Here is a 25,196-nt window from a genome sequence, read left to right on the forward strand (position 1 = left end):
GTACAATAATTCAATACAGATTATATTTCAAAATTAATATTCCTTATTCAAGTATTTTGTCCATTAGTTTTTTACCATTAGAGTAATTTCTATTTACCTCTTTTAATAAATTCATAAAGTATAAGTCCATTGTCTTTTGTTGTTCTATTCCAATTTCTTTTGCTTTTTCAGTATTTAGTTTTAGAAACAATTTATTTAGTTTCCGATTGTATTCTCTAAATAAAGATGCCTCTTCTGATGGTAATCCCTTAGTAGGTAGTCTATCGTCTCCAACTAAATATAAAGGTTCTGCAATTTGTCCTCCAAATAAAATTGCCCTTGCAGTCCCCACAGTTCCTGTCAAATCCAATTTATCTGCATCAAAAATAATTTTTGCTTCCATTGTTTGTGGTTTTAAATTCTTTTTATACCTATGGGTAAGAATACAATCAGCAACATGATTTGCTTTTTCTTCACTATATCCATTGTTAATCAAAAATTCCCTTGCTTTTTCACTTCCTATTTTTGCATGACAAAGACTTGGATTTCTTATTTCATCTACTCTACCTATATCATGTAAAAGTGCTGATATTATCACAACTTCAGTATCTACTTTTGGGATAGTATCAGCAATTTGAATTGCATAATTCAAAACTCTATATACATGTAAACAATCATGAACAGTATCATTCATATTCTTTAACATAAACCTTTCAATTCTTTGAAATTCTTCTCTTTTCATATTTTGATGCTCCTTTAGATTAATGTTATAAAATAATTTTTTTGTATCGTGATTTTAGAATGTTGTGAATTAATATTATTTTATACACTCTTCAAGAATAGTTACTCTCTTGTTTGTAGCATCAAGTTCTATTTGACACCTTCTATTCTCTCCAATCAATACCTTCTTGCAATCAAAAGCTATTCTAAGCTTGATTATTTTATTAACACTGCACGCTTTCATTCTGTCTTAACTGATTATATGATAATTGTTTTTATGACCTCTTAATACAAGGAATGTAATAATCAAGAATTAAAACTTTCTGTCCATTATTCTTAGGTATTCCAAATCGTGCATCAGTATACACTTCACATGAAAAGTAATTTTGCCAATCAACAACATATCCATGTTGATTAATCGCTTCAACTGCTAGCTGATGTGCATTAGGATATATGTCATATTCTTCACCCTCAATCCATACCTTTGCAATGGTACAAGCTGGTATCTTGTAAAAAGTATATCCATCAGGAACAGGCGTATTTGTTTTCATAAAAAAACCTACAAGGTAAGTGAATGTTCCATCCTCATTACAGAAATCCCTCATATACCCCTCATAAGCATCTGGTGTTTCGCTTGGACAATATTCGCTCATCTTTGCAAGAGTATCAAATGTTCCATCAGAAAAGCACTGCTGCCATAATGAAGGGATAGTTTGATACTTTGATTGAAAAATAGGGTTAAAGCTTTCGTGCTTTGTTCTTATTTCTTTTCCAATAATTTTGTATGGGCCAAAATCTACAAATTCTATTTTTTTTAATGTTGCCATTTTATCATCCCTTTCATACTGCATTTGAGTAATTAATTTTTCTTAACAATAGGTACCCAGAGCTCATTTTGAGGGTTGTGTCCTGGAGGATAATAGCACTCAATGGCTGGTAAATCAGCAAGAAAATAATTTGACGTAGGAACCCAATCGGTATATAAACGCTTCCAAACCTTTACGATATCAGTAAGATTGGAGGCTTCAAATACTACCCACTGGCTTTCTGGAAAGTTCAATTTTTCCATATCTATAGGAGTTTCATTTTTATAGGAAACAGCTAAGTAGTATGAAAAATCTTTATTCTTACCCCAAGCACCCTCTGATAAAATACCAAGTACACCGTTAAGTGATTTTTCTGGATTAGTATCCATTAAATTAAGTAATCTTTCTGAAAAGCCATTTTGCTGAATCTCCTGCCAAATCATAGGTACTGTACTGAATGATTTTTCAGTGTTCACACTATATTTGAAACCTACTGCTGAGAACGGACCGATTTTTTCGATTCTGTAATTCATTTCTGAACCTCCTACAATCGAAAAATGAAAAGACATACGTGGATAAGCTTTCAATTTTGCACCTGATTTACGCACGAATGTAGGTGCAATTCCATGAATCTCTTTAAATGCACGAGTAAAGGCTGAATGAGATGTATATCCATATTTCTGTGCAATCTCAATAATGCTGCAATTATTTTGTTGTAGCTCAAAAGCTGCAAGGGTTAAGCGTCTTCGTCTGATATATTCAGAAAGTGGTATTTCTGTAATAAACACAAACATACGCTGAAAATGATAATTAGGACAGCATGTAATTTTTGCAATTTCCTTATAGTCAATATCACATGTAATGTTGTCTTCAATATAATCTATAGCTGCATTCATTCTTTTTATCCAATCCACATTTATCTTTCCTTCCATTACAGTTTAGCAGAGAAAATAATATATTGCTTTGCAGTTGGTGTACTAAAAATGTAAAGTAAATTAAACTTTTAAAAATAATGTTCATAATATCAAACAATTTTGTCTTAAAACATTATATCTTCTTGCTACGTAATTTCTTTATATTATATATTAATAAATATATCCAAAATTTTTTTCTGTTAGAATGTAAGAACATAATTATTTCCATTGCTCAAAGAATCAACTAAATTAAATTTACAATTATTTAAGACTCTATTTGACCCTATATTGGTTTTTAAAACTCTCATTGCTGTAATGCCCTTACAATTAGGAAAATTTGAAGCCCAATTTACTAGAACTGATAATGCTTCAGTCATAAGCCCTTTTCCTCTGTAATTAGGAGCTATACTATATCCCACTTCTGAATAGCCACTTTCATCTGGTATTCCTTTAAAACCAATAAATCCTATGCCGTTTTGATTATTCTTATCAATAATTAACCAATATGTATACCATTCATGAATATCTTTATTAAGCTTTTGCATTTTCTCTATTTTTTTTGATATTGCCAATTTTACAACATCAGATATTGCTTCTAATTCAATTGAAGTTTCAATACTTTCAATCATATTGTTTTTAATGCATAATAGCTCATTAAAAGACAAAGGTTTTAAAACTAATCTTTCCGATTTTAATACTTTTTTACTCAATATAATACCTCCATTCTGTACTCTTACTGATTTCACAATTTCTTTATAATATTAGCCTTTTATATTATCATTTAAGAATGATGCGTATTAACTGTTATCTATTTCATATCATTCTTCTATGAATTCTGTTACTTTATCTATAAAAAGGATCCCATCTAAATGATCAATTTCATGGCATAGGCACTTTGCCAAATCTCCTTCTCCAGTTATAATAAATTCCTGCCCCTTTTCATTTAATGCTTTTACTTTAACCTTTTTAGGTCTTATTAGTTTCCCCCATTTATTTGGAATACTCAAGCACCCTTCTACAACCTTTTGCTTTCCTTCAGTTTCAACTATTTCTGGATTAATCAGATATATTATCCCCTGACCCATATCTATTACAATAGCTCTTTTTAAGATACCCACCTGTGGTGCTGCCAATGCCGCTCCATTTTCTGTATTATGCAATGTATCTGCCATATCTTTGAGTAAAGTTAAAACTCTATCATCAATATTTTCTATCTGTCTACTTTTTTTTCTTAATATGTTATCGCCGAAAATCCGAATATTCCTTAACGCCATTTTTTAAACCTCCACTTTCAAATATTATATAATTTTTTTTATCATCTATCCAGCTATCTTGTTATTGGACAATACTCTTACTATTACGCCTTAACTACTTCCTTAATCTTTAATCTTTTGCATCGTAATTTAAGAATATTGTGCAATTAATTTACTACAGATTATACTCATAATCTACTCTAAGCAAGATTTCACATAATCAACTGGTACATCCATTTTAATAGCAGTTTCTTCAATTGATAGACCATTGTTTAAGAATCGTCTGACAACCATAAGCATATTTTCTCCGACTTCAATAATATGCTTATCAGGGTCATAGAACCGAACAACACGCTGTCCTCAGGAATGTTCTACCATAGGATGTACATAGTTAATGTCTACAATGTCATTCATCTTTTCAATAAAACCATCAAAATCATCTTCTTCAAAATATAACTCTGCTACATTTCCTCCAAAAATAATTTCACTATCCTGTTTGTGAATAAAAGTCGACCAAATATCTTTTGTCTGTAATGCAATACCACCTGTTAAAGTTACATTTGCCCCAAAATCAACAACAACTTCTAACCCAAGCACTTCATAGTAAAATCGCTTTGCCTTTTCCATATTCGAAACAACTATCAATGGATTTGAAAATTTCATTGTACGCCTCCTCACGAAAATTATATAAATAATCTTTGCTTCCCTATTAAATATAATTCGTTCTTAAAATATTATATGTTTTTGTTACGCAAATTCTCCTTTTGTCATGTATTCGGAATAAATTACTCTCTTTTACTTAGTATTTTTTTATCCAAATAGATAGCTATTAAACCAGTTTGCAAAACCGCTAAAAACACAAAAACGTTAGAATTTGTTGTAGTTATACCTCCAAGCTTTGCTTCAATAAATAACGAGATAGGAGCATGCATGATTAGCCAAATTAATTTTTGATTAAAATCCAGTGGAAAACTGGTTCCTGAAAGTCTATATTGTTCAATACTTGGGTTAATATATGGCAGTACAATGCCTGAAAATGCCAGTAACCAAGTTAATAATAAATCAATAAGTACAACAATAATAACTATTTTGTGTTTTTTTATAGTATTAAGCATATGAACCTTCAATCTACAGTATTTCAATACAAATATTATATATTATTCAATAATTTTCTTATACATATTATGCTCATAATAAATAAATGATAGACTTTGCTCTTTTCTTCTTGTCAGAACTGATTAGAGGATGATCTACTTGCAACACCTCCTAAATAATTAATACTACAACCCCATCTAAATTACAATTCTTGTTTTTTTGTAATTTTGTGTTATAGTTAATACATAAAATAAAAAAAGTGCTGTAAAAATCAGCACTTTTTTTTATTTTTATAATTTAAAAATATGTTACATAACTTTAATGCAAGCTACACTTATCACACTCCAGTAATCTTCAATTTCATAGGAGTAAACCTTATGCCATCAACATTCTGTTCCGAATTAACATCTTTGAAACCTAATTTGTGATAAAATTCTACTGCATAAGGTGATGAATTAACCGTTATTTCTTTTATCTTAGGATTATTTTTAACAGTGGATAATATTGTTTCAAATAAATTCCTAGCTATTCCTTTTCTATGATAGTTTTTATCTACAAATAGCATACAAATATGACTAACTTTCTTCGTAGCAATAACTCCAACAATTTTTTCTTTATCATAACACACCCAAAAGTTTAAAATATTATCCTGAATCATATTTTTAATTGAATTAAACTCTATAAAATCTCCAAATGCTTTTATACCTTGTTCAGAATAGTCAGGAGCTTCAAATTCCATAAAAACATTGTATACAAGGGCCAATACTCTTTCTAATTCCTCTATTTTTAAAACTTCAATTTGAGATACTAACGAATTATTCAATACTATTCCACCTCTATTCACTTATTTACAACATCCTAAAATTTTGTTGTACTTATCATAATGATATACCATATTTTTTAAAATTATGTAGTAGTTACTTCTTTATATTTTTTTCTTAGACTGTTTTTTATTATACTTTCAAAAAAAGCATAATCATTTCCACTTCCAAATTCTTTCCAAATCCAATTTATTACTGTATCCACGTATTCTTTGTGTTCTGCCAAATGCTCAATAATAAGAATAATAACCCCTCCTTTTTTTCTCTTATTATTTAATTGTTTTTATAACCTCTGGAATTTGTAACTGTAGTTTTCTATAAGTAGGAAACTTTGGGTTATCCTCTGAAAAAGTAATTCCTGTAGGTCCACCTATAACATAAGTATCATCTTTTGTTTTAAAATATCTTTTATCACAAACAGTATCAAAATGATCTTCATCCAAATCTTTTGATGATTTGTTAATAATACCGAAAAGATAACCTGCTCCTTTCTCTTGTATTTTTTCTTTTGGTTCAAAGTATACCATTATACCCATATCATTTTCTTCAACTCTATATTTTCCTTTCCAACTTTCAGGAAAAATAAGCGAAAATCCTAATTTTTCATTCTTGTATTCTATTCCTTGTGAAATTTGTTTACTTTCATTAGTTGTTGTAATTGATGACTTTGAATTAGGTACATTATTTTTTTGTTCAACTTTTTTCTCCGAACATCCAAATACCAAAAAAATCAGTGATAAAATAATACAACTTTTCAATAAAATTTTTTTCATAACTAAACTCCCCTTTTTTAGGGTATAACATTTATTTAATATTTGTAACCCGCTCTTAATTAAATTCGTCTTAAAGCATCTGACTTTACTAGTTGTTTTGTTTGACTAAACTGAATGATAATACAAAAATCATTAGTTGTAATGTAAATATATTGATACGCTCTATCAAACCTAAAATAGGAATATTTTTTGCCATAACAATACCAGTAGAAACACCAGAAATCGTAATAATAACACCACAGCCAATAACAAATAAACCTAGTTTTTTCATACTTTTTATTTTGCTAAAACCTATTCCAATAAAAAATGTGCAACCTATTGTAGTGATTACAACAATTACTGTTACAATAATATGCATTTTATTTTGAAATGTCATTCCAGTGTTCGTGCCTTCTAATGGAAATAATGAATATCCAACAAACGATGAAACCTCCATTATAATCAATAAAATCATTTCGAATTTAGATATTTTGTTTACACAATTTCTTAAAATCACATATAAACTAATAGCAAAAATTATTGCTAATATTCCATATACACTGGTAAATCCTCTAAGTAGTCTAGCATTGGGAGCATCTATACCTGTTAAATCGCTGATAGGTTGCTTAATAGAGTTATATCCATCCCATAGAATTCCACCAATAAAAACATGTAAAACATACACTATAGAACTCATCATTCCACTTATAGTCCCTATTTTCCAAAAACTTTTTATTTTATTATTTTCCATATTTCAATTATCCTCTAAATTATAAATGATCTTCACCATATTTTACTATTTTGTTATATCTATTATGTTTATTTTATGAATATACCTTTGTACTCTCATAATAATACGATACATACTCTTTATAAATAAGTGATGAGTTTACAAAACTGGACATCAAAAGAGAAGATATATATTTTGTATTGTGCTAAACTTTAAACCAAGGAGGTGATGAGATGGAGTGGTTGAAGCATCTAAGCCAAGCGATTGATTATATAGAAAACAATTTAGCAGGGGATATTTCTTACGATGAAGCCGCAAAAATTGCCTGCTGTTCACCCTATTATTTTCAGCGAATATTTTCCTATGTAGCAGGTATTCCGCTCTCTGAATATATTCGCCGTAGGAGAATGACAAAAGCCGCTTTTGAATTACAGGTAAGTGAAGCTAAAGTTATGGATATTGGTTCAAAATATGGTTATGTTTCACCAACATCATTTAATCGTGCATTTCAAAAAGTTCATGGTGTTGCCCCAACTGTTGCCCGCATGGAAGGAACTATATTAAACTCTTATCCACGCATTAGTTTTTCTATTAAGGTCACTGGAGGTGAAAGTATGAGGTATAGAGTTGAAACAAAAGCCCCTATTAGAATTGTTGGAGTCAGAGTTGCATTACAAGAAGAGCAAGAACAAAATTTCAAAATTGTTCCTAAGTTTTGGGATACAACATTAAAAAGCAACCTATTACCCCAAATTCATAAATTAACAAACCAAAGCCCTCATGGTGTTTTAGGTGTTACCGTATATGAAAATCCTGAGGAAATCTATTACTATATTGCAGCTGCTACTGATAAAGCTGTTCCAGAGGAATTGTTTCAATATAAAATTCCAGCAGCTACATGGGTTATTTTTGAATGTAATGGACCTTTTAAAGATTCTATTCAAACCATCTTCAAACGATTTCTTACAGAATGGCTTCCGTTTTCTGGTTATGAATATGCTGGATTGCCAGATATAGAAGTTTACCCAATAAGCGATCCCAAATTAAAAGGCGGACATTCTGAGGTCTGGATTGCAGTTAAGAAAGCAAAGTAATCTAAGAATATGGAGGAGAATAAATGAATTATGAAATTGAAATTGACAAATTGGTTAAGCAGTACAAGAATGGTGTTAGAGCATTAGATGATTTAAGTATGAAAGTAAATAGCGGAGAAATCTTCTCTCTATTAGGTCCAAATGGTGCAGGAAAATCTTCCCTCATTAATATTCTGACAACCTTTTACAAACCCACATCTGGGAATATAACCATGTTGGGTAAAGATTTATGCAAGGAGCCTGCCTGGATACGCACACAGATTGCTTGTGTTGCTCAGCGTGTTTCTATTGATGAACACCTGTCGCTTATGGAAAATATGCTATTTCAAAGCAGGCTGTACAAAGTAGATCCACAGGTAGCAAAAGAAAGAATCAATTCTTTGATTGACAGCTTTGAACTTTCTGGATATCTGAAGTACCCTACAGCCTCCTATTCTGGAGGGGTGAAACGAAGACTGGACATCGCCATGAATATGGTATCAATGCCTAAAATTTTGTTTTTGGATGAGCCCACAGTTGGTATGGATGTTGATTCCCGTAGAGCTATGTGGAAAATGCTGCTGAAAATCCGAGATGAATATGGTACAACTATTTTCCTTACAACACATTATCTTGAGGAGGCCGATCAACTGAGTGATACCATCTGTATCATGAAAAACGGGAAAGAATTAGCTCAAGGAGCACTCAGTAACTTACGAGGTTACATTAGACAAAATATGCTTCGTATTGCATTTTCCAGCGCTGAGAAAACAATAAAATACAAGGATACCCTTAATAGCATAGGATTCATTAAGTTTACCAATGTACGAGATAATTCTGTTTTTGTAGGCGTGGATGATAGCAGAACAGCTTTTACATCTGTGAACAAATGGCTTTTGGATCATGATGTTGAGTTTGATGCAATCGAAATTGTAGAACCTAGTCTGGAAGATGTATTTTTGGCATTAACGGGTTCAGGAAAAAATAGAGGGGAGGAATAGTTGTGCTAAATATTTTGTGGAGAAATATGAAATGGCGTTTTCAAAATCCACTGTCCATAATAATTACAATACTGCAGCCGCTTCTTTGGCTTGTTATCTATAGTGCTGTTGCTGATCAGACAATGCAAAACATGGGGATTAAAAATTACACTGCTTTCATTTTACCTGGCATTATAATGCTCGTAACCTTTTCTTCTTGCTGCAGCGGCGGTATCATTAATTTTATTATGAAATCAAGTGGCAGCTTTTATAGAGTCTTAATCTCACCTGTAAGTCGAAGCTCCATAGTGATTGGACAAATGCTGGAGGCAATACTGCTTTCATTCGTAGAAGTAGCAATTTTATGTGTCGTAGGTCTTTTTTTCTCGGTAAAGATTGCGTCAGGAATTGCTGGAATTATGCTCATGATACTTCTAATCTTTATGACATCCTTTTTCTTGGCAGGTCTAGCCTATTCAATCAGTCTCTTCTTGCCCAATGAAGTAATCTATGAAACAATCATGACTGTCATTGTACTGCCAATCTTTTTTTTGAGCTCAGCTCTTTTCCCTGTTGAAAATTTATCTGGAGGATTGAAGATAGCTGTTATGCTCAATCCATTTACACATATTATTAACGCCTTGCGCAGCTTAATATTGGGAGAAACGGTTGTATTTGGGGACATTCTGCCTGTCATTGCGCTATTTGCAGTATTGTGCTGTGGGAGCTTTATGCTGGCAATGTGGAGACTGAAAAAAGAAACTGCCCACTAATTGAGATCATAACATTTTTGTAAATACCGCATATTCAATCATGAATAATACGGTATTTATAAAATATCACTTTAACTTATCAATATTTCCTGATTGAATGTGTGGGATATTGGCTTGAATTTTTTCATACGGCCAATCCCACCACTTAATTTTAAGTAATTTAGAAATTATATCATCACTATACCTTTTCTTTATAACTTTTGCTGGTACTCCTCCGACAATAGTATATGGTGGAACATCCTTAGTAACTACTGCTCTAGTTCCAATAATTGCACCATCTCCAATTTTCACTCCTGACATAATTACAGCTTCATATCCTATCCATACATCATTTCCAATTTGAATATCACCTTTATTGTCCCAGGCATCTTTTGGCTTTAATGTTTCATTCCATTCTTCACCAAATATAGGGAATGTATAAGTGGATAGTGACTTCATTGTATGATTTCCACTAGTCATGAGGAATTTAGCTCTACATGCAATTGAACAAAACTTTCCAATTACTAATTTGTCATTATTAACAGGATAATGATACAATACATTATTCTTCTCAAACTCTCTAGGATCATCATAAAAATCATTATATATTGTATAATCTCCAACTTTTATATTAACTCTTGTAATTACATTTTTAAGATATACCGTTTGATAATCATTACTTCTTGGATATACTTTATTTAAATCTGGAATAGTCATATTTAACTCTCTCCTTTGTGTTATGTTATCTTAATACCCATTCCATTATTTCAATGTATCTTTTCATACAATCCCCCCTAAAAAAGTTAGGATATACCGCAACCCTATAAATATCTAAAACAATAACTATTAATTATTTTTATCTTTTTTTATAGTAAAAATTTGAATAAATATAAGTATCCCAAATATTATAATAAATAGGTGTCCTATATTATAGAAAAAATACTCTATATTTCTTATGAATTCACGTGGAATAAATTCTGATAAAAATAAAGTATTATGAGTTATATCACGTATCGCTGATAGCAACATGAAGCCTATTCCTACCATAAAACAATAGAAATAATATTGAACTTTATTCATTTTATACCTCCTATAATTTCTTATATTTTACCTCAGTTAATATTTATAAAAATAATTTTCTTCATTCTTATAAAAAGAGCCTAAACTTGATCTAAGCTCTTAATTTGATACTTAATCTAACTTCATATATTTATGTATTAAATCAGTTAAATTATCTATATATTCTTTTTTTAAATCTAAATTATTTATAGTAGCTATCTCTAGAATATTACCATATATAGTACGCCATATTAACATAGCTCCAACATGTATTGTTGACTCTGCTGCATTATGCCAAATTTCAAATAAAATATCTTTGATTGCATTTAAATAGTCTTTTCTAGCATTATTTGTAAAATCTTTTATGTGTTCATTTTCTTTAGTTAAAATATGGAATTCTTGCATAATCCCATTATATATAATTATTCTAAGTCTATTTTCAATATAACTCCTTATAACCTGTTTTTTATTCTCCTCTTCAATTATTCTATCCTTGAAATCTAAAACTACTTGCATCTCTTTTTCAATTAGTAACTTTATGACTTCTATATAAATATCATTCTTATCTTTAAAATACTTGTAAAATAAACCTGTTGAAATTCCTGCTTCACCAGTTATGTCTTTTATATGTGTATTATGATATCCTTTATCATTAAATACTTTTTTAGCAGCTTCTATTAGTTTTAACTTTTTTTCTATTGCCCTTTTTTGAATAGGTTCTTTTATATAACTCAAGTCCTTTCACTCCTTTATACTAATTTTAATATACTTTTAGTTTTTAGTACAGTTTATATAACTTGAATTTCTATTCACTTTTTGTTGACTCCATATAAATTAGCATGTATAATATTCTTGAAAGTTGAATTTATATTCAACTTTTATTCTACCTCTAGGAGTGTTTAATATGAATTTCATTAATGAATTAAACTTACAATTTAATAAGCTTGATTTTAACTTTGGATTTAGATATACTTTTATATTTTTATTGTCATTGGCTCTTAATTGGTATCTATTTGGAATAAACATTTCATTATTAGGTGCTATAATAACTTTACTTTACTTTGCAATACCTAATAAAAATATCAAAGTTAAATCTTTATCTAAAGTTACTTATATCTATTTAAATATTATTTTAGTTACTTTTTTAGGTTATCTAGCAACTACTAACTTGGTTTTATCTTTATTATTAAATTTGTTAGTTCCATTTGTTATAGTATGCATATTTTCTGATGAAACTAATGTTAATGGATACTCATTTTATTATTGTTTATTTGTTACTATGCAATTTATTGGTATAACCTTGGATATGTTTAATTTCCACTTATTATCTACTTTTATAGGGTTGATTATAGGATATGTATTTAATGAAGTTATTTGGTCTGATAATCATAAAAGTATAAGTTCAGATATTATAGCGCTTAAAGAACACTTTGTTATAAGCTTAAAGTCTAATTATGTAAAATTAAGAGATGGTTTAAATTTAAATTTACTTACTTCAAGGTTTGCATTTAGATTATCTATTGCTACTGCTTTTTCCCTTGTTTTTTGGAAATACTTAAATTTACCAAAGTGGTATTGGATATCTATATCTACTTGTTATACTTTAATTCCTATCCATAATCAAATTAATTCTAGGGCTTTTAAGAGAATTCAAGGGACTATTATAGGTGTTATAATCTTTTTAATATGCTCTTTTTTAGTAAAAAATATGTTTATTTCTGTAATATTAACAGTACTTAGTGTTTTATTAACGCTTTCTTATCTTCCCCACAACCGCTTAGCTGAATCTTATGTATTCTCTACATACTTGGCACTGTCTTTTTCTATAATTTCATTATCGTCTATAACTGCTACATCATATAGAGTTTTATACGTTTTAATAGGTGCTTTTATAGCTATAGTATTTAATAAATTAATATTTCCTGATAAATAAAAAAATGTAAGATACAAATAAAAATTAATTTGCATCTTACATTTTTTAGTATTCACTCTAAATAGAATTTTCCAAAGCTTTATTATTCACTGATTTTTCCTTTACACTTTTAATTACTGCTCCTAAAAACATTCCAACTATGGCCGGAACTACCCAACCTAAACCTTTTGCATAAAGAGGTAGTCCATCACATAAATTTGTAACAAATCCTAGCTTTATTCCTACCTGCTGTAATGAATCAACTACACTTACAACTCCAGTAAATAATATTGTTAATCCATAAACCATAGAACTTTCTTTAAATATCTTATCTAACATTGCAAGTACTATAAGCATTATTGCTATTGGATAAATTGCATTTAATACTGGTACTGATATTGCAAGTATTTTTGTTAATCCCATATTAGCAAGAATCATACTAGAAAGAGATAATATTCTAGTCCAATTTTTGTACGATATCTTATTAGTTAATGTTGAAAAATATTGACTGCATGAAGTTATAAGACCAACACTAGTTGTTAAACAAGCTAAAGTAAATATAACTGCTAATAATACAGCCCCTGGTTTTCCAAATATATAAGTTGTAACATTTGTTAAAGTTTGTGCTCCATTTTGAGTACCTCCAAATCTTCCTCCACTAGTTGCTCCTAAATGTGCAAGTATTGAATAGATAATTATTAGTAAAGTTCCCGCTATCATTCCAGCTTTTATTGTTGTTGAAACTACTGCTTTTTCATCCTTAACTCCTTTAGATTTTATTGCTAATGCAATAACTATTCCAAAGTTTAAAGCTGCTATTGTATCCATTGTTAGATATCCCTCTAAAAATCCTTTAACAAATGGAGAAGTTACATATTCTCCTGTTGCTGCACCATAATTGCCTAATGGTTTAACTAAAGCTCCAACAAACATAACTAAAATTAAAAGTAATAAAGAAGGTGTTAATACCTTACCCATACGATTTACTAACTTAGTTGGTGATAATGAAAGCCAATAAGCCACCATAAAAAATACAAGTGTAAATACTAGTAACGCTAAAGTCTTTGATATACTCTGTGGTAAATATGGTGCTACTACCATTTCAAAAGGTAAGCTACCTGCTCTTGGAATTCCTAAACAAGGTCCTATTGATAAATATATTAAAACTGTAAAAATTCCTGCAAACACTGGATTGACTCTTTTAGCTAAATTCGCTAATCCACCAGATTTAGCAACTGCAACCACTCCTAAAATTGGAAATCCAACTGCTGTTATAAAAAAGGAAAGCATTGCTGTCCAAACTTCCACACCTGCTGCTTGTCCTAAAAATGGAGGAAATATTAAATTTCCTGCTCCAAAGAATAATGAAAAAAGCATTAACCCTACAAGTAATAAATCTTTCTTTGATAAATTTTTCATTTTGAATGTCCCCCTCGTTGTTTAAATAATCATCTTTTTTGCTAATTAATAATGCCATCCTCAATATCCATATAATCGCCCCCTTGAAAAATTAACAAAATTCCTTATAAAACAAAAAACCCGTCCCTTGAAAACAAGGGACGGGATAAACCGCGTTACCACCCTAATTCTATAAAATAAGTTTATGATAAATAAACCTTTTATAGCTCTTAGTTACGTATCCAACAATACGCTTATCTTTTAACGGTGAAAGACTCCGGCAAAGCTTACTAAAATTAATTTCAGCCTTGCTTCTCAGAGATGATTTTCAGTTATAACTTGAACATTGGCTTGCAGCAAAATGCCAACTCTCTGTGGAACAAGATATTACTTACTTTTTCTCTTCATAGAATTTATTTTAATTACCATATATATGATATACTCATATTTATTATCTGTCAATCCCTATATTTAATTTTTTACAACATTAAAACATATTAACTATAAACTCTTTGTAATTCTATAAAATTACAATTAATATATTCAAATACGTAAAAGTGTTATACCTTCATCTGTCTATAGATGTACTCTAGTCATAGGTAAATTATTATTAAGCCCTTTAGTAAATACAAATTGATGTATATCTATTGTCCCATAATTAAACGAAGCAGCGCACCCTTGTAAATATAATCTCCACATTCTTATAAAACGCTCGTCTTTAGTTTCTTTAATTTTATCTAATTTAGCTTCAAAATTAGCAGCCCAATGCTCTAATGTTTTTGCATAGTGGCGTCTTAAGCTTTCCATTGTTATAAGATGAAAATTATATTCGGGCATAAGGTAAACTAGTTCTCTTATAGAAGGAAGATGACCGCCAGGGAAAATGTATTTTGTACTCCATGGGTTAACTTTTCTTTCATTTTGTGCTGTAATACAATGAAGTACAGATACTCCTCCTTGATTTAAGAGTTTATTTATTGTTTCCATATATATTGGATAGTTAGCTCTACCTACGTGTTCTAGCATTCCGATACTTACAACTCTATCAAATTTTTCACCTGTTTTTGCCAATTCTCTATAGTCTATTAATTTTACGTCTACAAGTTCTTCAAGATTTTCTTCTTTAATTTTCTCCTTAGTTTTAGCAAATTGTTCTTCACTTAAAGTTATGCCTAAAGCTTTAACACCATAAGTTTTAGCAGCTTCAATAATAAGTGTTCCCCAACCACTTCCAATATCAAGAAGCTTTTCTCCTTTTTTTAAGTTTAATTTTTTTAATGTATATTTTATTTTATTTATTTGAGCATCATATAATGTATCATTAGGATTATTAAAGTATCCACATGAATAAGTCATTGTTTTATCAAGCCATAATCCATAAAAATCATTTCCTAAATCATAGTGATATTGAATGTCTTCTTTTGCTTTTTTTATTGAAGTAGGTTTCATTTTTACTATTTTACCTAAAATTTTGTTCTTATGTAGAAAACTTTCTGTATTTCTAGATATGGCTTCAATTATCTGCTGAAGACCACCTTCTATGTCTATTATTCCATCCATATATGCTTCTCCAAAAGCAAGATAAGGATCATCTAGAATTTTCTTTTTAGATAAAGGTTGGTGGAATATTATTTTAAATACTGGTTCACCTTGTCCATATTTTTCTATACTTCCATCCCAATATTCAACAGTTAAAGTTTCCTTCATAATTTTGCTCAAAAATGTTTTTAAAAATATTTTATCCATTTTTATATCCCCCTTGTATTGATTCTTTATACCATTAATAATAGTATAACATTTCCATAAAAGGATAATATTAAAACAGTGCAATGTTTACATTAAGTTTAAAAAATACTCACAATGCAGTTTTGAAGTTAACTGTAACTAAGAAATTCATTTAAACCTGAACATGATCTCATAGTCTCTTTATCACCAGAAGATACCTCTCCTTCTCCACGGATACAAACTGTAATCTAACCCATGGACAGTAAAATTGTTCAATAACTATGCAATATCTTTCAAATATTAATATTTATCATAAATATATGTAGATTTTGTATCTAAAATTATGATGTTTTGTTATAGAAAAGTATAGGCAAATATTAAAAGTAACAAAACTCTTTTAAATTAATATAATATAGTGTAGATTTATTTTAAACTTTTATGGAGATGAAAATATGAAACAAATTCTTTTATCAGATAGTTTTACAAATAAAGTACGACAGTGTGAAGATTGTGCTTGGTTTATCTTAGACTATGTTCCTACAACTCCTTATAAATGGGTATATGTGCCTGATAATTCAGGTGTGTACAAGCTTCACGATAAAATTACCCTAATTCCTCAACCAATTGGTGGTATAGTTGGAGTTGGAGGAAAAATAATTTGGAAATTCATTGGGTGTAAAGTAGGCAGTGGATCAGTTTGCTTTAACCTTGTCAATATTACAACAAATCAAACTGTTAAAACAATTGTAGTTGACATTAAAGTCGTTAACAATTAATTATTAATAATCGTCAATAGTGTAAACCATATCCTATGTGTTAATTACTCTACTGACGATTTTTTCTACCTGAATTCGCTTTTTTATTATGTACAAATGCTTTATATTGTTTTCTCTAATATACAGCAGATAGCTAACACTAACGATATTTATGGAGACTCTAAAAAAAGTAATACATAATTTCCAAAATTCTTAAGAATTTTGCCACCTAAAAATAAAACTTCTTAAATTCCTTTATTTTTGATAATTTATTATTTTCATTTAACCTTCATCTATTTCCTTTAAAATAATAGAGAGTCCCCTATTAATTTCATTATTGCTAACCCTACTTATACTCAACCTTATTAATTTTTCATTTGTATAATCTTTCAGGCAAAATTTTTTTGTATCTGATAGTAATATATTTTTCGTATATAACCTTTTGATAATATCTTTAGTACTTACACTATTAGTAATTTCAAAACTTGCAAAAAAACCTGAGTTAGGAACATACCATTTTATATTGGAATTATGTAAGTTTTTTGTTAGTTCATTAAGATATCTCATCCTTTCAGAATACACCTTTCTAAGCTTTTTCATATGTGCATTAAACATACCACTTTTAATATAAATTTCTAAAGCCCCTTGCGAAAGTATAGATGTATTTAAATCATTCCATCTCTTATATTTTTCAAAAGTTTTTAATAATGATTTGGGAAGCACAACTGCTGAAACTCTTAATCCTGGAAGTAGTATTTTAGAATAGCTTTTTAAATATACTACCCTTGATGAAGAGTCTAAAGCATATATTGGATCTGCTTTTTTATTAATTTCTAAATCAGCAAGATAGTCATCCTCAACTATATACACATCATACTTTTCAGCCAGCTCTATTATTTGCTTTTTCTCCTTATTGGAGTATGAAAAACCTGTAGGATTATGAAACCTTGGTATAATATAGAAAAATTTTATGTTACCATACTTAAATATTTCTTCAAGTTCATCAAAATCTATTCCATTATGGTTTCTTTGGATACCAATAGTATTTATATTATTAAGATCTAATGATTTTATAACTCCGTGATATGTAGGTTGTTCTATAAGTACGTTTTCTTTGCCATTTGGAAATGGCATCATTGTCAATATATTTATGGCTTGTTGTGAGCCTGTAGTTATGAAAACACCTTTCTTATCAGTAAATACTTGATAATCTTGAAGTTGTTTTACTATCACATGAATTAGATTCTCTAATCCCTGGGCATTAGAATGATAAAAAAGACTTTCCTTATATACATCCATTGCTTGATTTAAACAATGCTGAAATTCTTCATAAGGTAAAATACAACTATCTGATGCAGCCGTACAAAAATCTATCTCTTTATTAAAAATATTATTATTTAAATTTAAATTATTTTCGATAAGGTAGTGTCCACTTTTAGGTATTGAGTATATTATATGTTCTTTTTCTAATAAATCATAAGCCTTAACAACGGTTACTTTACTACATTCAAATCTTTCGCAAATATTTCTTATTGAAGGTAACTTTTTACCTGGTCTAATACTTCCCTTTGATATTTCACTTTTTATATAACTTATAATAGCTTGATATTTTATCAAAATGTCTTCCCCCTATAATATCTGTACCAGCCCACATTAAAATTTCTATCATTGCCTTAAATATAAATATATTTTATATTTTTACTGTACTACAAATATTATTCAAAATAAAGCATTTAAATAAACCACCCTTAATCTATGATTTTTAGGTCACTATTTTTAAAAAAATTATATATAAAAACAACTCGATAAGGAGGCTTTAACATGAAAGATTTAACTACTGGAAATGAAGGTCAGGTAATATTAAAATTTACAATACCAATATTGATAGGTAATATATTTCAACAACTATACAATACAATAGACAGTATTATTGTAGGTAGATTTTTAGGTAAAAATGCTCTAGCTTCAGTTAGTGCTAGCTTTAATATTATGCTTGTAATTTTATTAGTAGCTATAGGACTAACTTTAGGTACAAATATTCTTGTAGCCAAATATTATGGTGCAAAGGATATAGGTAACGTAAAAAAAGCTATAGATACAGCGTATATATTTACATTCGTCATATCAATATTAATCACTCTATTAGGATTTTTAACTAGTAATTCTATATTGCTTTTTTTCAAAGTTCCATCACAAATAATACCTCAATCAAAAATTTATCTTCATATACTTTTAATTGGAACTACTTCTTCATTTTGTTACAATACTATTAGTAGTGTTTTAAGAGGTATTGGAAATTCAAAAGCACCTCTATATTTTCTTATATTATCAACTATATTAAATATAATTTTAGACTTAATATTCATAATAGTTTTTAACTTTGGAGTATCAGGAGCTGCTTTAGCTACAATAATTTCTCAAACTTTTTCATTTATAGGAAGTTTCATTTATTTAAATAAAATTTATCCTCAATTCAAATTTAATATTAGGAATATATGTTTTGATAAGTATATATTTAAATTAAGTTTAAAAATTGGACTTCCTGCTGCATTGCAAAAATTATTGCTAGCTGGTGGTTTTATAGTTATTCAAATTTTAATAAATGGTTATGGGGCAAATTCTATGGCTGCATTTGCCGCTGCTGGAAAACTAGACTCTTTTGCTCAAATACCAGCAATGAATTTAGGTGATGCACTATCAACATTTACAGCACAAAATTTAGGTGCTAATAAACATACTAGAGTAAAAAAAGGCTATATATCCACACTAATAATTGGTTCTGTTATTTCTGTTTTCATAACTATAATAATTAACTTCTTTTCTAAGCCTTTAATGTACCTGTTTGTAACAGATACATCTGTTATTAAAATAGGTGTAAGCTACCTTACTATAGTTTCTTTATGTTATATTGTCTATTCAGCTATGGTTATAACCAATGGAGTTTTAATAGGCACAGGAAATTCTTTTATACCAATGCTTTCAACTGCACTCTCTTTATGGTGTGTGCAAATACCTATATCAATATTTTTAACTAATAAACTTGGAATAAGTGGTATATGGCTTGGTGTGCCTGCTGGTTGGTTAACTGGATTTGCATTGAGATTATCATATTACATTTTTGGAAATTGGAGAACAAAAAATTCACATATAAAAGTTAAATGCTGATGATAAAAATAAAAATATTCCACCATAATTCTTGTGGTGGAATATAAATATATAATTCTATTGCCATTCTAGCTTACTTTTATCACTCATAAATTTCACTCAAAATATCAAACACTAAAATACTATAAACTTTCACTGCATTTTTTAAATCCTTCTCATTGAAATCAAAATTAGAGTTATGATGTTCAGCTTTTAGGTCACTTCCAAACATTATGTATACAGCTTTTCCTCCATTAGACTGAACTTTATTCATCATATAAGAAATATCTTCACTTGCCCCAAAATTAATTTTTTCATCACATATCAAATTATAAGCATAAATTTTACTAGCAGCTTCTTTTACCATGTTAATCATCTCATGATCGCTTTCTGCACTTACTGCCTCCCCTACATATTTTATATTTACTTCAGTATCATGCATTTCTGCAGCACTGTGTAATATCCTTTCTGCATACTTTCTCATATAGTCATTAAGTTCTGATGTTTTTCCTCTTGTTTCTATTTTCATGTAAGCACTTTCAGGTATGATATTTCTTTCTGTCCCAGATACTAATTTTCCAACATTTATTCTTGTTGCTCCTTTGCTATTTCTAGGAATAGAATGGAGATTTAATACTGCTGAAGCTGCAGAAATCAAGGTATTATTCCCTTTTTCTGGTGCTGCACCAGCATGAGAAGCCTTTCCTTTGAAAACTGCATCAATTTTGGAAGTTGCTAAAAATCCACTTGCACCATAGATTTAGCACCTTTCACTCCTTCTTCAGCTGGTTGAAATATCAACTTTATTGTTCCATTGAGTTGTTCTTTTATTTCACTTAAAACTTCTGCAACCCCTAAACCTACAGCAGCATGTCCATCATGTCCACAGGCATGCATAACATTTTTATTTATAGAAGAAAATCTCTTGTTTACTGGGAAATGTTCTTTATCTTCACTTTCTTGAATTTCCAATGCATCAATATCAAATCTCAAAGCTATGTTAGGACCTACTCCATTACTTAAAATGCCAACAACGCCTGTAAAGCCTCCTTTTAAAGACTGAATTAATTCCTTATCAGCCCCCTGTTCCAACGCTCTTATATAATTTTTTTCTAATTCTCTATCATCTGGTACTTCCATTCTAGAATCATTATCAATAACCTCTCTACCTAATTTAATCTCATATCCAAGCTCTATTAATTTCCTGGCAATTAATGATGCTGTTCTAAACTCTGTCCATCCACCCTCAGGATGTTTATGAAAATCTCTTCTATATTTAATTACTTTATTCTCTATATTATCCACTAATTCATCAATTCTTTTGTACAATTTAAAACACTTCCTTTAATTTCTATCTTATATTAAGGATACCATATAATACCTTTTAAATATTAAAATTTTTATCCTATGTATATAATTAAAATTTCAGCTGAAACTAATAAAAAGTAATCACTGAGAAAATAAACCAACTCTAAATTATAATTATTAATATTTTTAATTAGAGGAGAAATATAATGGAATCTACTATTTTAAGTAATGATTTAGAAAAAAATATAACTTTAATTTCATCAAATGCACCAGCAAATTTTAACTTTAAAACTCGAGAATTAATTCTTAAAGACAATATTAAATGTATTATTATTTATATAGAAGGACTTTCTAAAAAAGAGGATATTGAAAGTTGTATAATATCACCCCTTTTATCTAAAATTGATTGTGATATTAATGCTTTATTATCGCCAGCTTCATATATAGGTAAAAGATACATTACTATAAATGATATAGAATTATCATCTGATGTAAATGTTATATCAAAAAATTTAAAAAAGGGTAAAAGCATAATATTAATAGAACATGATAATACAGCTATTATTTGCAACACTTCTCAAAGTAACTTTAAAAAATTTGCGGAATCTAAAATTGAAGAAAACATAAGAGGAGAAAAAAGTGCTTTTGTTAACAACTTACATATTAATGTTTCTCTAATTCAGGAAAAGCTAAAAAATAATAATCTTAAGATTGAACTCTATACATTTGGGGAAGAAAACAACTGTGAAGCTTCTCTTATATACTTGGAAAATACTATTGATCCTGATGTTTTAAATAAAATAAAAAGCAAATTGCAAACTGTAAAAACTTCCTATGTACCAGATACAGGTTATCTAATGCAATTTATAGAAAAACGTCCTCTTAGTATTTTTCCTCAATCTAAACTTACGGAAAAACCTGATAAAGTTGTGTCAGATATTATTCAAGGAAAAGCAGCTATTTTTGTAAACGGATGTGCTTATGCAATAGTTCTTCCTGTAGTTTTCGTAGAATTTTTTCAAGCTTTTGAAGATTACTCAAACCGACTTATTTTAGCTAATTTTGATAGATTTATAAGGTTTCTAGCTTTACTTATAATATTAACAGCATCACCTATATATCTCGTACTTATAAAATATTATGCTTCACTTATACCTTTAAATTTAATTAAAATCATTATTATTTCTAGAAAAAATATTCCTCTTCCACCTTTTCTAGAAATACTTTCTATGGAGCTTTTAATAGAATTTTTAAGAGAAGGTGGACTTCGTCTTCCTTCAACCATAGGTCAAACTTTAAGCATAATCGGTGGTATTATAATTGGCGATGCTGCTATAAAATCTGGTATTGTAAGTCCTACAACTTTAGTAGTAACTGCATTAACAGTAATTTCCACATTTCTTATACCAAATTATGAAATGAGTCTTTCTATTAGGCTATTGAGATTTTATATATTAATACTTGCACAATTTTTTGGATTTTTTGGTATATTTATAGGGTTATTTTCAATATTTGCTCATCTAATTAATTTAGACAGCTTTGGAATACCTTATTTTTCACCTTTTGCTCCAATGAGGTTTAAAGATTTAAAAGATAGTACAGTTAGATATTCATTAAAAGATACAAATAGAATTCCTATAAGCTTTATAAGGAGGAAAATTAAAAATAAAAAAAATGAATAAAAATAAAATAACACAAAACCAATACATATTTATCATTATAGCTTCTATGGTAGGTATAGGAATTTTGTCTTTGCCAACAAACATTAGTAAAATAGCTCATCAAAATGGTTGGATATCGACTTTTATTTCTGGCATTTATCCAATTTTTATTGTAATAACAGCTTCCATAATAGATAAAAAAACAGTTCATGCTGATTTTTGGGATATAAACAATAAAATCTATGGTAAAACATTGTCTTATATATTTACATTTATATTCTTTTTTTATTTTTTAACAATATTTAGTGCTGTTATAGCAGGATATACTAATATATTAAATACTACTATCGCAACTTTTCTACCTCCTATTTTCGTAGTATTCCCTACTTTGTTAATAGTTACTTTAATATCAATGTCTGGAATTTATATGATAGGTAGAATATGTGAGTTATACTTTTATTTTTCTATACCTCTTATAGTCATTCCCTTATTTTTTATAGGAAAAGGTTCACTCTTTAATATTCAGCCTTTTTTTTCTCCATACACTGAAATAATAAAAGCTATTCCTAATACTTTTCTTACTTATACACTAGTTGAAATATGTTATATAATTATTAGCAAAATTTCTAATAGAAAAAATACAAAAAAGGCTGGTATTATTGCTTGTGTAGTAACAATTTTTATATATACTTTTTTTATTTCTTTTATTGCAATATATTATTTAGGTTGGGAATTAACTTCCAAACTTGAAGTTCCAATTATATATATGATAGAAACACTACGTGTTCCTCTAATATCTAACTTTAAAGCTTTATTTATTTTTCTTTGGAGTGAAATTGTTTTTAAACATTTACTATGTGATAGTTTTGTGCTTAGTTATTGTTTATCTAAATTGCTAAAAATGAGTTATAAAAAAGCTTGCATTATATCTTCAGTCATTACTTTAGCTTATACTTTTCTTATGATACCAGAATACAACAGAAAAATGATTATAGATTTTTTTGTACATTATTTTGTAATTTTTTCTGTTACTTGGGGATTAGCTACAACAATATTAGTTTCTATAAGATATAGAGGTGAAAAAGATGAACATGTATAAAAAATTTACAGCTACTTTACTTATTATATTTACTTCTGTATTCTTTTGTAGCTGCTACAATATGCACCCAATAGAAGATTTAAGTATAACAATGGGTATAGGATATGATATAGATAGAACTGCTGATATTAAATTAGTTAATGCTGCTGAATTTCTAAAAATTGATGAAAATGGAACACCGTCTTCTTTTTTATTAACTGGGGAAGGACCTACTATATTTTCTCTTGTAGAAAACCGTAGAACTAAACAAAGTAAAAAATTCGTCTTAGGGTCAGAAATACTTTTTCTCATTAGTGAAGAAAGAGCTAAATTTGGAATTAAAGATGTACTAGAAAATTTATTAAGAATTCCTGACCTAAACATAAATGCTATGATTGCAATTTGCAAGGGTAAATGTGAAGATTATTTTTCGCTTAAAAGTTCTCATCCTGGTGCTATATCTGAAACATTAAACAATATGATTAAATTTTCATATTTAGGTAATTTTAATTCAAAACATTTTACTATTAATGATATGTTACTTATGTATCATCAACAAGGTAGAGAAATTCTTTTACCGTATATTGAAATTATCGATGATAATCCCCAAATAACTGGTGCTGCCATATTTGATAATGATAAAATGATAAAAAAAATACCTATAAAAGAAGCTAAATTAATAAATCTTTTAAGATTCTCAGGTGGTACAGGTTTTGTATCGATTTCATCTAATACTCCAATAAACTATTTAGATATAGAAGGTAAAAATAAAGTCAAAGTTAAAGTTTCCCAAAACAATGAACAACTAAAATATGATATTTTTGTTAATATTTCCTCCGATTTAAAAATAGACACTCTTTTTGAGAAAGAACTTAATAAAAAACAAATTTTAAAAATAGCAAAATTATTTGAATCTAAATTAGAAGAAGATTTAAATAATGAAGTAACTAAAATTCAAAAAGAATATCCTGTAGATTGTTTAGGTTTAGGCCGATATGCTCTTGCTAAGTACGGTATAAATAGTGGCTATGATAGTTATAAGCACTTTGCTAATGCTGATATTAAAGTACATGTAAGTGTTAAAATTAAATCAATAGGAAGAACTTATATTAAACAGTTACCTAAACCTACTAAAGATTAATTTATTTCCTTACCAGTCTATTTTTATCATGTACACCATAAGTAAATTATGAAAAATTTATATAGATAATTATAGAGGTCTTTGATATTATTTATATATAAACTTTTATAAGTAGCATTTTAACAATAATATATAGGTGT

At 28.7% G+C, this 25,196-nt stretch carries 28 protein-coding genes, 1 pseudogene and 1 other annotated feature; of the genes and pseudogenes, 9 read left to right on the top strand and 20 right to left on the bottom strand.

Annotated elements, in window-relative coordinates:
• Positions 1-43: 43 nt before the first annotated feature.
• The 12 genes and pseudogenes from OXH55_RS08675 to OXH55_RS08730 all read right to left on the bottom strand — a co-directional run bounded on the left by OXH55_RS08675 (position 44) and on the right by OXH55_RS08730 (position 7,091).
• Positions 44-721, bottom strand: a complete 678-nt coding sequence (locus OXH55_RS08675) for an HD domain-containing protein (protein WP_268049500.1) — start codon at positions 719-721, stop codon at positions 44-46.
• Positions 722-796: 75 nt separating this feature from the next.
• A complete protein-coding gene (locus tag OXH55_RS08680) occupies positions 797-943 on the bottom strand; it encodes a hypothetical protein (protein ID WP_268049501.1) in 147 nt (48 codons plus the stop codon).
• A gap of 31 nt (positions 944-974) precedes the next feature.
• A complete protein-coding gene (locus OXH55_RS08685) occupies positions 975-1,526 on the bottom strand; it encodes a GyrI-like domain-containing protein (protein WP_268049502.1) in 552 nt (183 codons plus the stop codon).
• Positions 1,527-1,558: 32 nt separating this feature from the next.
• Entirely contained in the window at positions 1,559-2,437 is an 879-nt protein-coding gene (locus OXH55_RS08690; protein ID WP_268049504.1) for an AraC family transcriptional regulator, read from the bottom strand.
• Positions 2,438-2,619: 182 nt separating this feature from the next.
• Positions 2,620-3,129: a GNAT family N-acetyltransferase gene (locus OXH55_RS08695; RefSeq protein WP_268049506.1), complete on the bottom strand. Its 510-nt coding sequence runs from the start codon at positions 3,127-3,129 to the stop codon at positions 2,620-2,622.
• Between the two features lie 108 nt (positions 3,130-3,237).
• Positions 3,238-3,693 (bottom strand): peptide deformylase, encoded by a 456-nt coding sequence (gene def / locus OXH55_RS08700; RefSeq protein ID WP_268049508.1) that lies wholly within the window; start codon positions 3,691-3,693, stop codon positions 3,238-3,240.
• A 174-nt stretch (positions 3,694-3,867) separates the two neighbouring features.
• Positions 3,868-4,335 (bottom strand): annotated as a pseudogene (locus OXH55_RS08705) (VOC family protein).
• A 122-nt stretch (positions 4,336-4,457) separates the two neighbouring features.
• Positions 4,458-4,787, bottom strand: coding sequence for a hypothetical protein (locus OXH55_RS08710; RefSeq protein WP_268049510.1), 330 nt, complete (start codon positions 4,785-4,787; stop codon positions 4,458-4,460).
• Positions 4,788-5,104: 317 nt separating this feature from the next.
• Positions 5,105-5,590 (bottom strand): GNAT family N-acetyltransferase, encoded by a 486-nt coding sequence (locus OXH55_RS08715; protein ID WP_268049512.1) that lies wholly within the window; start codon positions 5,588-5,590, stop codon positions 5,105-5,107.
• Between the two features lie 83 nt (positions 5,591-5,673).
• Positions 5,674-5,814, bottom strand: coding sequence for a hypothetical protein (locus OXH55_RS08720; protein ID WP_268049515.1), 141 nt, complete (start codon positions 5,812-5,814; stop codon positions 5,674-5,676).
• Between the two features lie 43 nt (positions 5,815-5,857).
• The gene (locus tag OXH55_RS08725; protein ID WP_268049517.1) at positions 5,858-6,361 is read right to left on the bottom strand and encodes a hypothetical protein; all 504 of its coding nucleotides are present in this window, start codon (positions 6,359-6,361) and stop codon (positions 5,858-5,860) included.
• A gap of 88 nt (positions 6,362-6,449) precedes the next feature.
• On the bottom strand, positions 6,450-7,091 hold the full coding sequence (locus OXH55_RS08730; RefSeq protein ID WP_268049519.1) for a DUF998 domain-containing protein: 642 nt from the start codon (positions 7,089-7,091) through the stop codon (positions 6,450-6,452).
• 212 nt (positions 7,092-7,303) lie between these two features.
• Between OXH55_RS08730 and OXH55_RS08735 the strand changes: the two genes are divergently transcribed.
• From OXH55_RS08735 to OXH55_RS08745, 3 genes are read left to right on the top strand one after another with little or no spacing between them, the layout of a single operon-like run.
• Positions 7,304-8,164, top strand: coding sequence for an AraC family transcriptional regulator (locus OXH55_RS08735; protein WP_268049521.1), 861 nt, complete (start codon positions 7,304-7,306; stop codon positions 8,162-8,164).
• A gap of 23 nt (positions 8,165-8,187) precedes the next feature.
• Positions 8,188-9,144, top strand: coding sequence for an ABC transporter ATP-binding protein (locus OXH55_RS08740; RefSeq protein WP_268049523.1), 957 nt, complete (start codon positions 8,188-8,190; stop codon positions 9,142-9,144).
• A gap of 2 nt (positions 9,145-9,146) precedes the next feature.
• Positions 9,147-9,896, top strand: coding sequence for an ABC transporter permease (locus tag OXH55_RS08745; RefSeq protein WP_268049524.1), 750 nt, complete (start codon positions 9,147-9,149; stop codon positions 9,894-9,896).
• 66 nt (positions 9,897-9,962) lie between these two features.
• Here the strand turns inward: OXH55_RS08745 and OXH55_RS08750 are convergent, their stop codons facing one another.
• The 3 genes from OXH55_RS08750 to OXH55_RS08760 form a co-directional block, all read right to left on the bottom strand.
• Positions 9,963-10,592: a CatB-related O-acetyltransferase gene (locus OXH55_RS08750; protein WP_268049525.1), complete on the bottom strand. Its 630-nt coding sequence runs from the start codon at positions 10,590-10,592 to the stop codon at positions 9,963-9,965.
• A 129-nt stretch (positions 10,593-10,721) separates the two neighbouring features.
• Positions 10,722-10,955, bottom strand: coding sequence for a hypothetical protein (locus OXH55_RS08755; RefSeq protein ID WP_268049527.1), 234 nt, complete (start codon positions 10,953-10,955; stop codon positions 10,722-10,724).
• 111 nt (positions 10,956-11,066) lie between these two features.
• Positions 11,067-11,669, bottom strand: coding sequence for a TetR/AcrR family transcriptional regulator (locus tag OXH55_RS08760; protein ID WP_268049529.1), 603 nt, complete (start codon positions 11,667-11,669; stop codon positions 11,067-11,069).
• Positions 11,670-11,838: 169 nt separating this feature from the next.
• Here OXH55_RS08760 and OXH55_RS08765 point away from each other — a divergent pair, with 169 nt between their 5' ends.
• Complete coding sequence (locus OXH55_RS08765) at positions 11,839-12,867, top strand: FUSC family protein (protein ID WP_268049530.1); 1,029 nt, start codon at positions 11,839-11,841, stop codon at positions 12,865-12,867.
• 57 nt (positions 12,868-12,924) lie between these two features.
• On the opposite strand, the gene brnQ is transcribed toward OXH55_RS08765, so the two are convergent.
• Positions 12,925-14,265 carry a branched-chain amino acid transport system II carrier protein gene (brnQ, locus tag OXH55_RS08770; RefSeq protein ID WP_268049531.1) on the bottom strand — a complete coding sequence of 447 codons (1,341 nt, stop codon included), beginning with the start codon at positions 14,263-14,265 and terminating at the stop codon, positions 12,925-12,927.
• Positions 14,266-14,398: 133 nt separating this feature from the next.
• Positions 14,399-14,661: a binding site (T-box leader), on the bottom strand.
• 159 nt (positions 14,662-14,820) lie between these two features.
• Positions 14,821-15,990, bottom strand: a complete 1,170-nt coding sequence (locus tag OXH55_RS08775; protein WP_268049533.1) for an SAM-dependent methyltransferase — start codon at positions 15,988-15,990, stop codon at positions 14,821-14,823.
• 431 nt (positions 15,991-16,421) lie between these two features.
• Here OXH55_RS08775 and OXH55_RS08780 point away from each other — a divergent pair, with 431 nt between their 5' ends.
• Complete coding sequence (locus tag OXH55_RS08780) at positions 16,422-16,745, top strand: protease inhibitor I42 family protein (RefSeq protein WP_268049535.1); 324 nt, start codon at positions 16,422-16,424, stop codon at positions 16,743-16,745.
• A 261-nt stretch (positions 16,746-17,006) separates the two neighbouring features.
• Here OXH55_RS08780 and OXH55_RS08785 read toward each other — a convergent pair whose 3' ends face one another.
• A complete protein-coding gene (locus OXH55_RS08785) occupies positions 17,007-18,341 on the bottom strand; it encodes an aminotransferase-like domain-containing protein (protein WP_268049537.1) in 1,335 nt (444 codons plus the stop codon).
• A 204-nt stretch (positions 18,342-18,545) separates the two neighbouring features.
• On the opposite strand from OXH55_RS08785, the gene OXH55_RS08790 reads away from it, so the two are divergent.
• A complete protein-coding gene (locus OXH55_RS08790; protein ID WP_268049539.1) occupies positions 18,546-19,889 on the top strand; it encodes an MATE family efflux transporter in 1,344 nt (447 codons plus the stop codon).
• Between the two features lie 82 nt (positions 19,890-19,971).
• Here the strand turns inward: OXH55_RS08790 and OXH55_RS08795 are convergent, their stop codons facing one another.
• Both OXH55_RS08795 and OXH55_RS08800 read right to left on the bottom strand, forming a co-directional pair.
• Positions 19,972-20,628, bottom strand: a complete 657-nt coding sequence (locus tag OXH55_RS08795) for a M20/M25/M40 family metallo-hydrolase (protein ID WP_336296770.1) — start codon at positions 20,626-20,628, stop codon at positions 19,972-19,974.
• Positions 20,604-21,197: a M20/M25/M40 family metallo-hydrolase gene (locus OXH55_RS08800; protein ID WP_268049542.1), complete on the bottom strand. Its 594-nt coding sequence runs from the start codon at positions 21,195-21,197 to the stop codon at positions 20,604-20,606. The genes OXH55_RS08795 and OXH55_RS08800 overlap by 25 nt, the downstream gene beginning before the upstream one ends.
• A gap of 185 nt (positions 21,198-21,382) precedes the next feature.
• On the opposite strand from OXH55_RS08800, the gene OXH55_RS08805 reads away from it, so the two are divergent.
• Genes OXH55_RS08805 through OXH55_RS08815 form a run of 3 tightly spaced genes read left to right on the top strand, consistent with a single transcriptional unit; the run spans position 21,383 to position 25,056 of the window.
• A complete protein-coding gene (locus OXH55_RS08805; protein ID WP_268049544.1) occupies positions 21,383-22,858 on the top strand; it encodes a spore germination protein in 1,476 nt (491 codons plus the stop codon).
• Positions 22,851-23,936 (top strand): GerAB/ArcD/ProY family transporter, encoded by a 1,086-nt coding sequence (locus OXH55_RS08810; RefSeq protein ID WP_268049545.1) that lies wholly within the window; start codon positions 22,851-22,853, stop codon positions 23,934-23,936. The genes OXH55_RS08805 and OXH55_RS08810 overlap by 8 nt, the downstream gene beginning before the upstream one ends.
• A complete protein-coding gene (locus tag OXH55_RS08815) occupies positions 23,923-25,056 on the top strand; it encodes a Ger(x)C family spore germination protein (RefSeq protein WP_268049547.1) in 1,134 nt (377 codons plus the stop codon). The genes OXH55_RS08810 and OXH55_RS08815 overlap by 14 nt, the downstream gene beginning before the upstream one ends.
• Positions 25,057-25,196: the final 140 nt, after the last annotated feature.

It is taken from the genome of Clostridium ganghwense (assembly GCF_026735165.1).
In the GTDB taxonomy this organism is placed as follows: Bacteria; Bacillota; Clostridia; order Clostridiales; family Clostridiaceae; genus Clostridium_H; species Clostridium_H ganghwense.

What these genes read in the sequence shown, in the direction of transcription:
- OXH55_RS08675 (WP_268049500.1), bottom strand. Translation starts at nt 721, where the DNA reads ATGAAAAGAGAAGAATTTCAAAGAATTGAAAGGTTTATGTTAAAGAAT.
- OXH55_RS08680 (WP_268049501.1), bottom strand. Translation starts at nt 943, where the DNA reads ATGAAAGCGTGCAGTGTTAATAAAATAATCAAGCTTAGAATAGCTTTT.
- OXH55_RS08685 (WP_268049502.1), bottom strand. Translation starts at nt 1,526, where the DNA reads ATGGCAACATTAAAAAAAATAGAATTTGTAGATTTTGGCCCATACAAA.
- OXH55_RS08690 (WP_268049504.1), bottom strand. Translation starts at nt 2,437, where the DNA reads ATGGAAGGAAAGATAAATGTGGATTGGATAAAAAGAATGAATGCAGCT.
- def (WP_268049508.1), bottom strand. Translation starts at nt 3,693, where the DNA reads ATGGCGTTAAGGAATATTCGGATTTTCGGCGATAACATATTAAGAAAA.
- OXH55_RS08710 (WP_268049510.1), bottom strand. Translation starts at nt 4,787, where the DNA reads ATGCTTAATACTATAAAAAAACACAAAATAGTTATTATTGTTGTACTT.
- OXH55_RS08725 (WP_268049517.1), bottom strand. Translation starts at nt 6,361, where the DNA reads ATGAAAAAAATTTTATTGAAAAGTTGTATTATTTTATCACTGATTTTT.
- OXH55_RS08730 (WP_268049519.1), bottom strand. Translation starts at nt 7,091, where the DNA reads ATGGAAAATAATAAAATAAAAAGTTTTTGGAAAATAGGGACTATAAGT.
- OXH55_RS08735 (WP_268049521.1), top strand. Translation starts at nt 7,304, where the DNA reads ATGGAGTGGTTGAAGCATCTAAGCCAAGCGATTGATTATATAGAAAAC.
- OXH55_RS08740 (WP_268049523.1), top strand. Translation starts at nt 8,188, where the DNA reads ATGAATTATGAAATTGAAATTGACAAATTGGTTAAGCAGTACAAGAAT.
- OXH55_RS08750 (WP_268049525.1), bottom strand. Translation starts at nt 10,592, where the DNA reads ATGACTATTCCAGATTTAAATAAAGTATATCCAAGAAGTAATGATTAT.
- OXH55_RS08755 (WP_268049527.1), bottom strand. Translation starts at nt 10,955, where the DNA reads ATGAATAAAGTTCAATATTATTTCTATTGTTTTATGGTAGGAATAGGC.
- OXH55_RS08765 (WP_268049530.1), top strand. Translation starts at nt 11,839, where the DNA reads ATGAATTTCATTAATGAATTAAACTTACAATTTAATAAGCTTGATTTT.
- brnQ (WP_268049531.1), bottom strand. Translation starts at nt 14,265, where the DNA reads ATGAAAAATTTATCAAAGAAAGATTTATTACTTGTAGGGTTAATGCTT.
- OXH55_RS08775 (WP_268049533.1), bottom strand. Translation starts at nt 15,990, where the DNA reads ATGGATAAAATATTTTTAAAAACATTTTTGAGCAAAATTATGAAGGAA.
- OXH55_RS08780 (WP_268049535.1), top strand. Translation starts at nt 16,422, where the DNA reads ATGAAACAAATTCTTTTATCAGATAGTTTTACAAATAAAGTACGACAG.
- OXH55_RS08790 (WP_268049539.1), top strand. Translation starts at nt 18,546, where the DNA reads ATGAAAGATTTAACTACTGGAAATGAAGGTCAGGTAATATTAAAATTT.
- OXH55_RS08805 (WP_268049544.1), top strand. Translation starts at nt 21,383, where the DNA reads ATGGAATCTACTATTTTAAGTAATGATTTAGAAAAAAATATAACTTTA.
- OXH55_RS08810 (WP_268049545.1), top strand. Translation starts at nt 22,851, where the DNA reads ATGAATAAAAATAAAATAACACAAAACCAATACATATTTATCATTATA.
- OXH55_RS08815 (WP_268049547.1), top strand. Translation starts at nt 23,923, where the DNA reads ATGAACATGTATAAAAAATTTACAGCTACTTTACTTATTATATTTACT.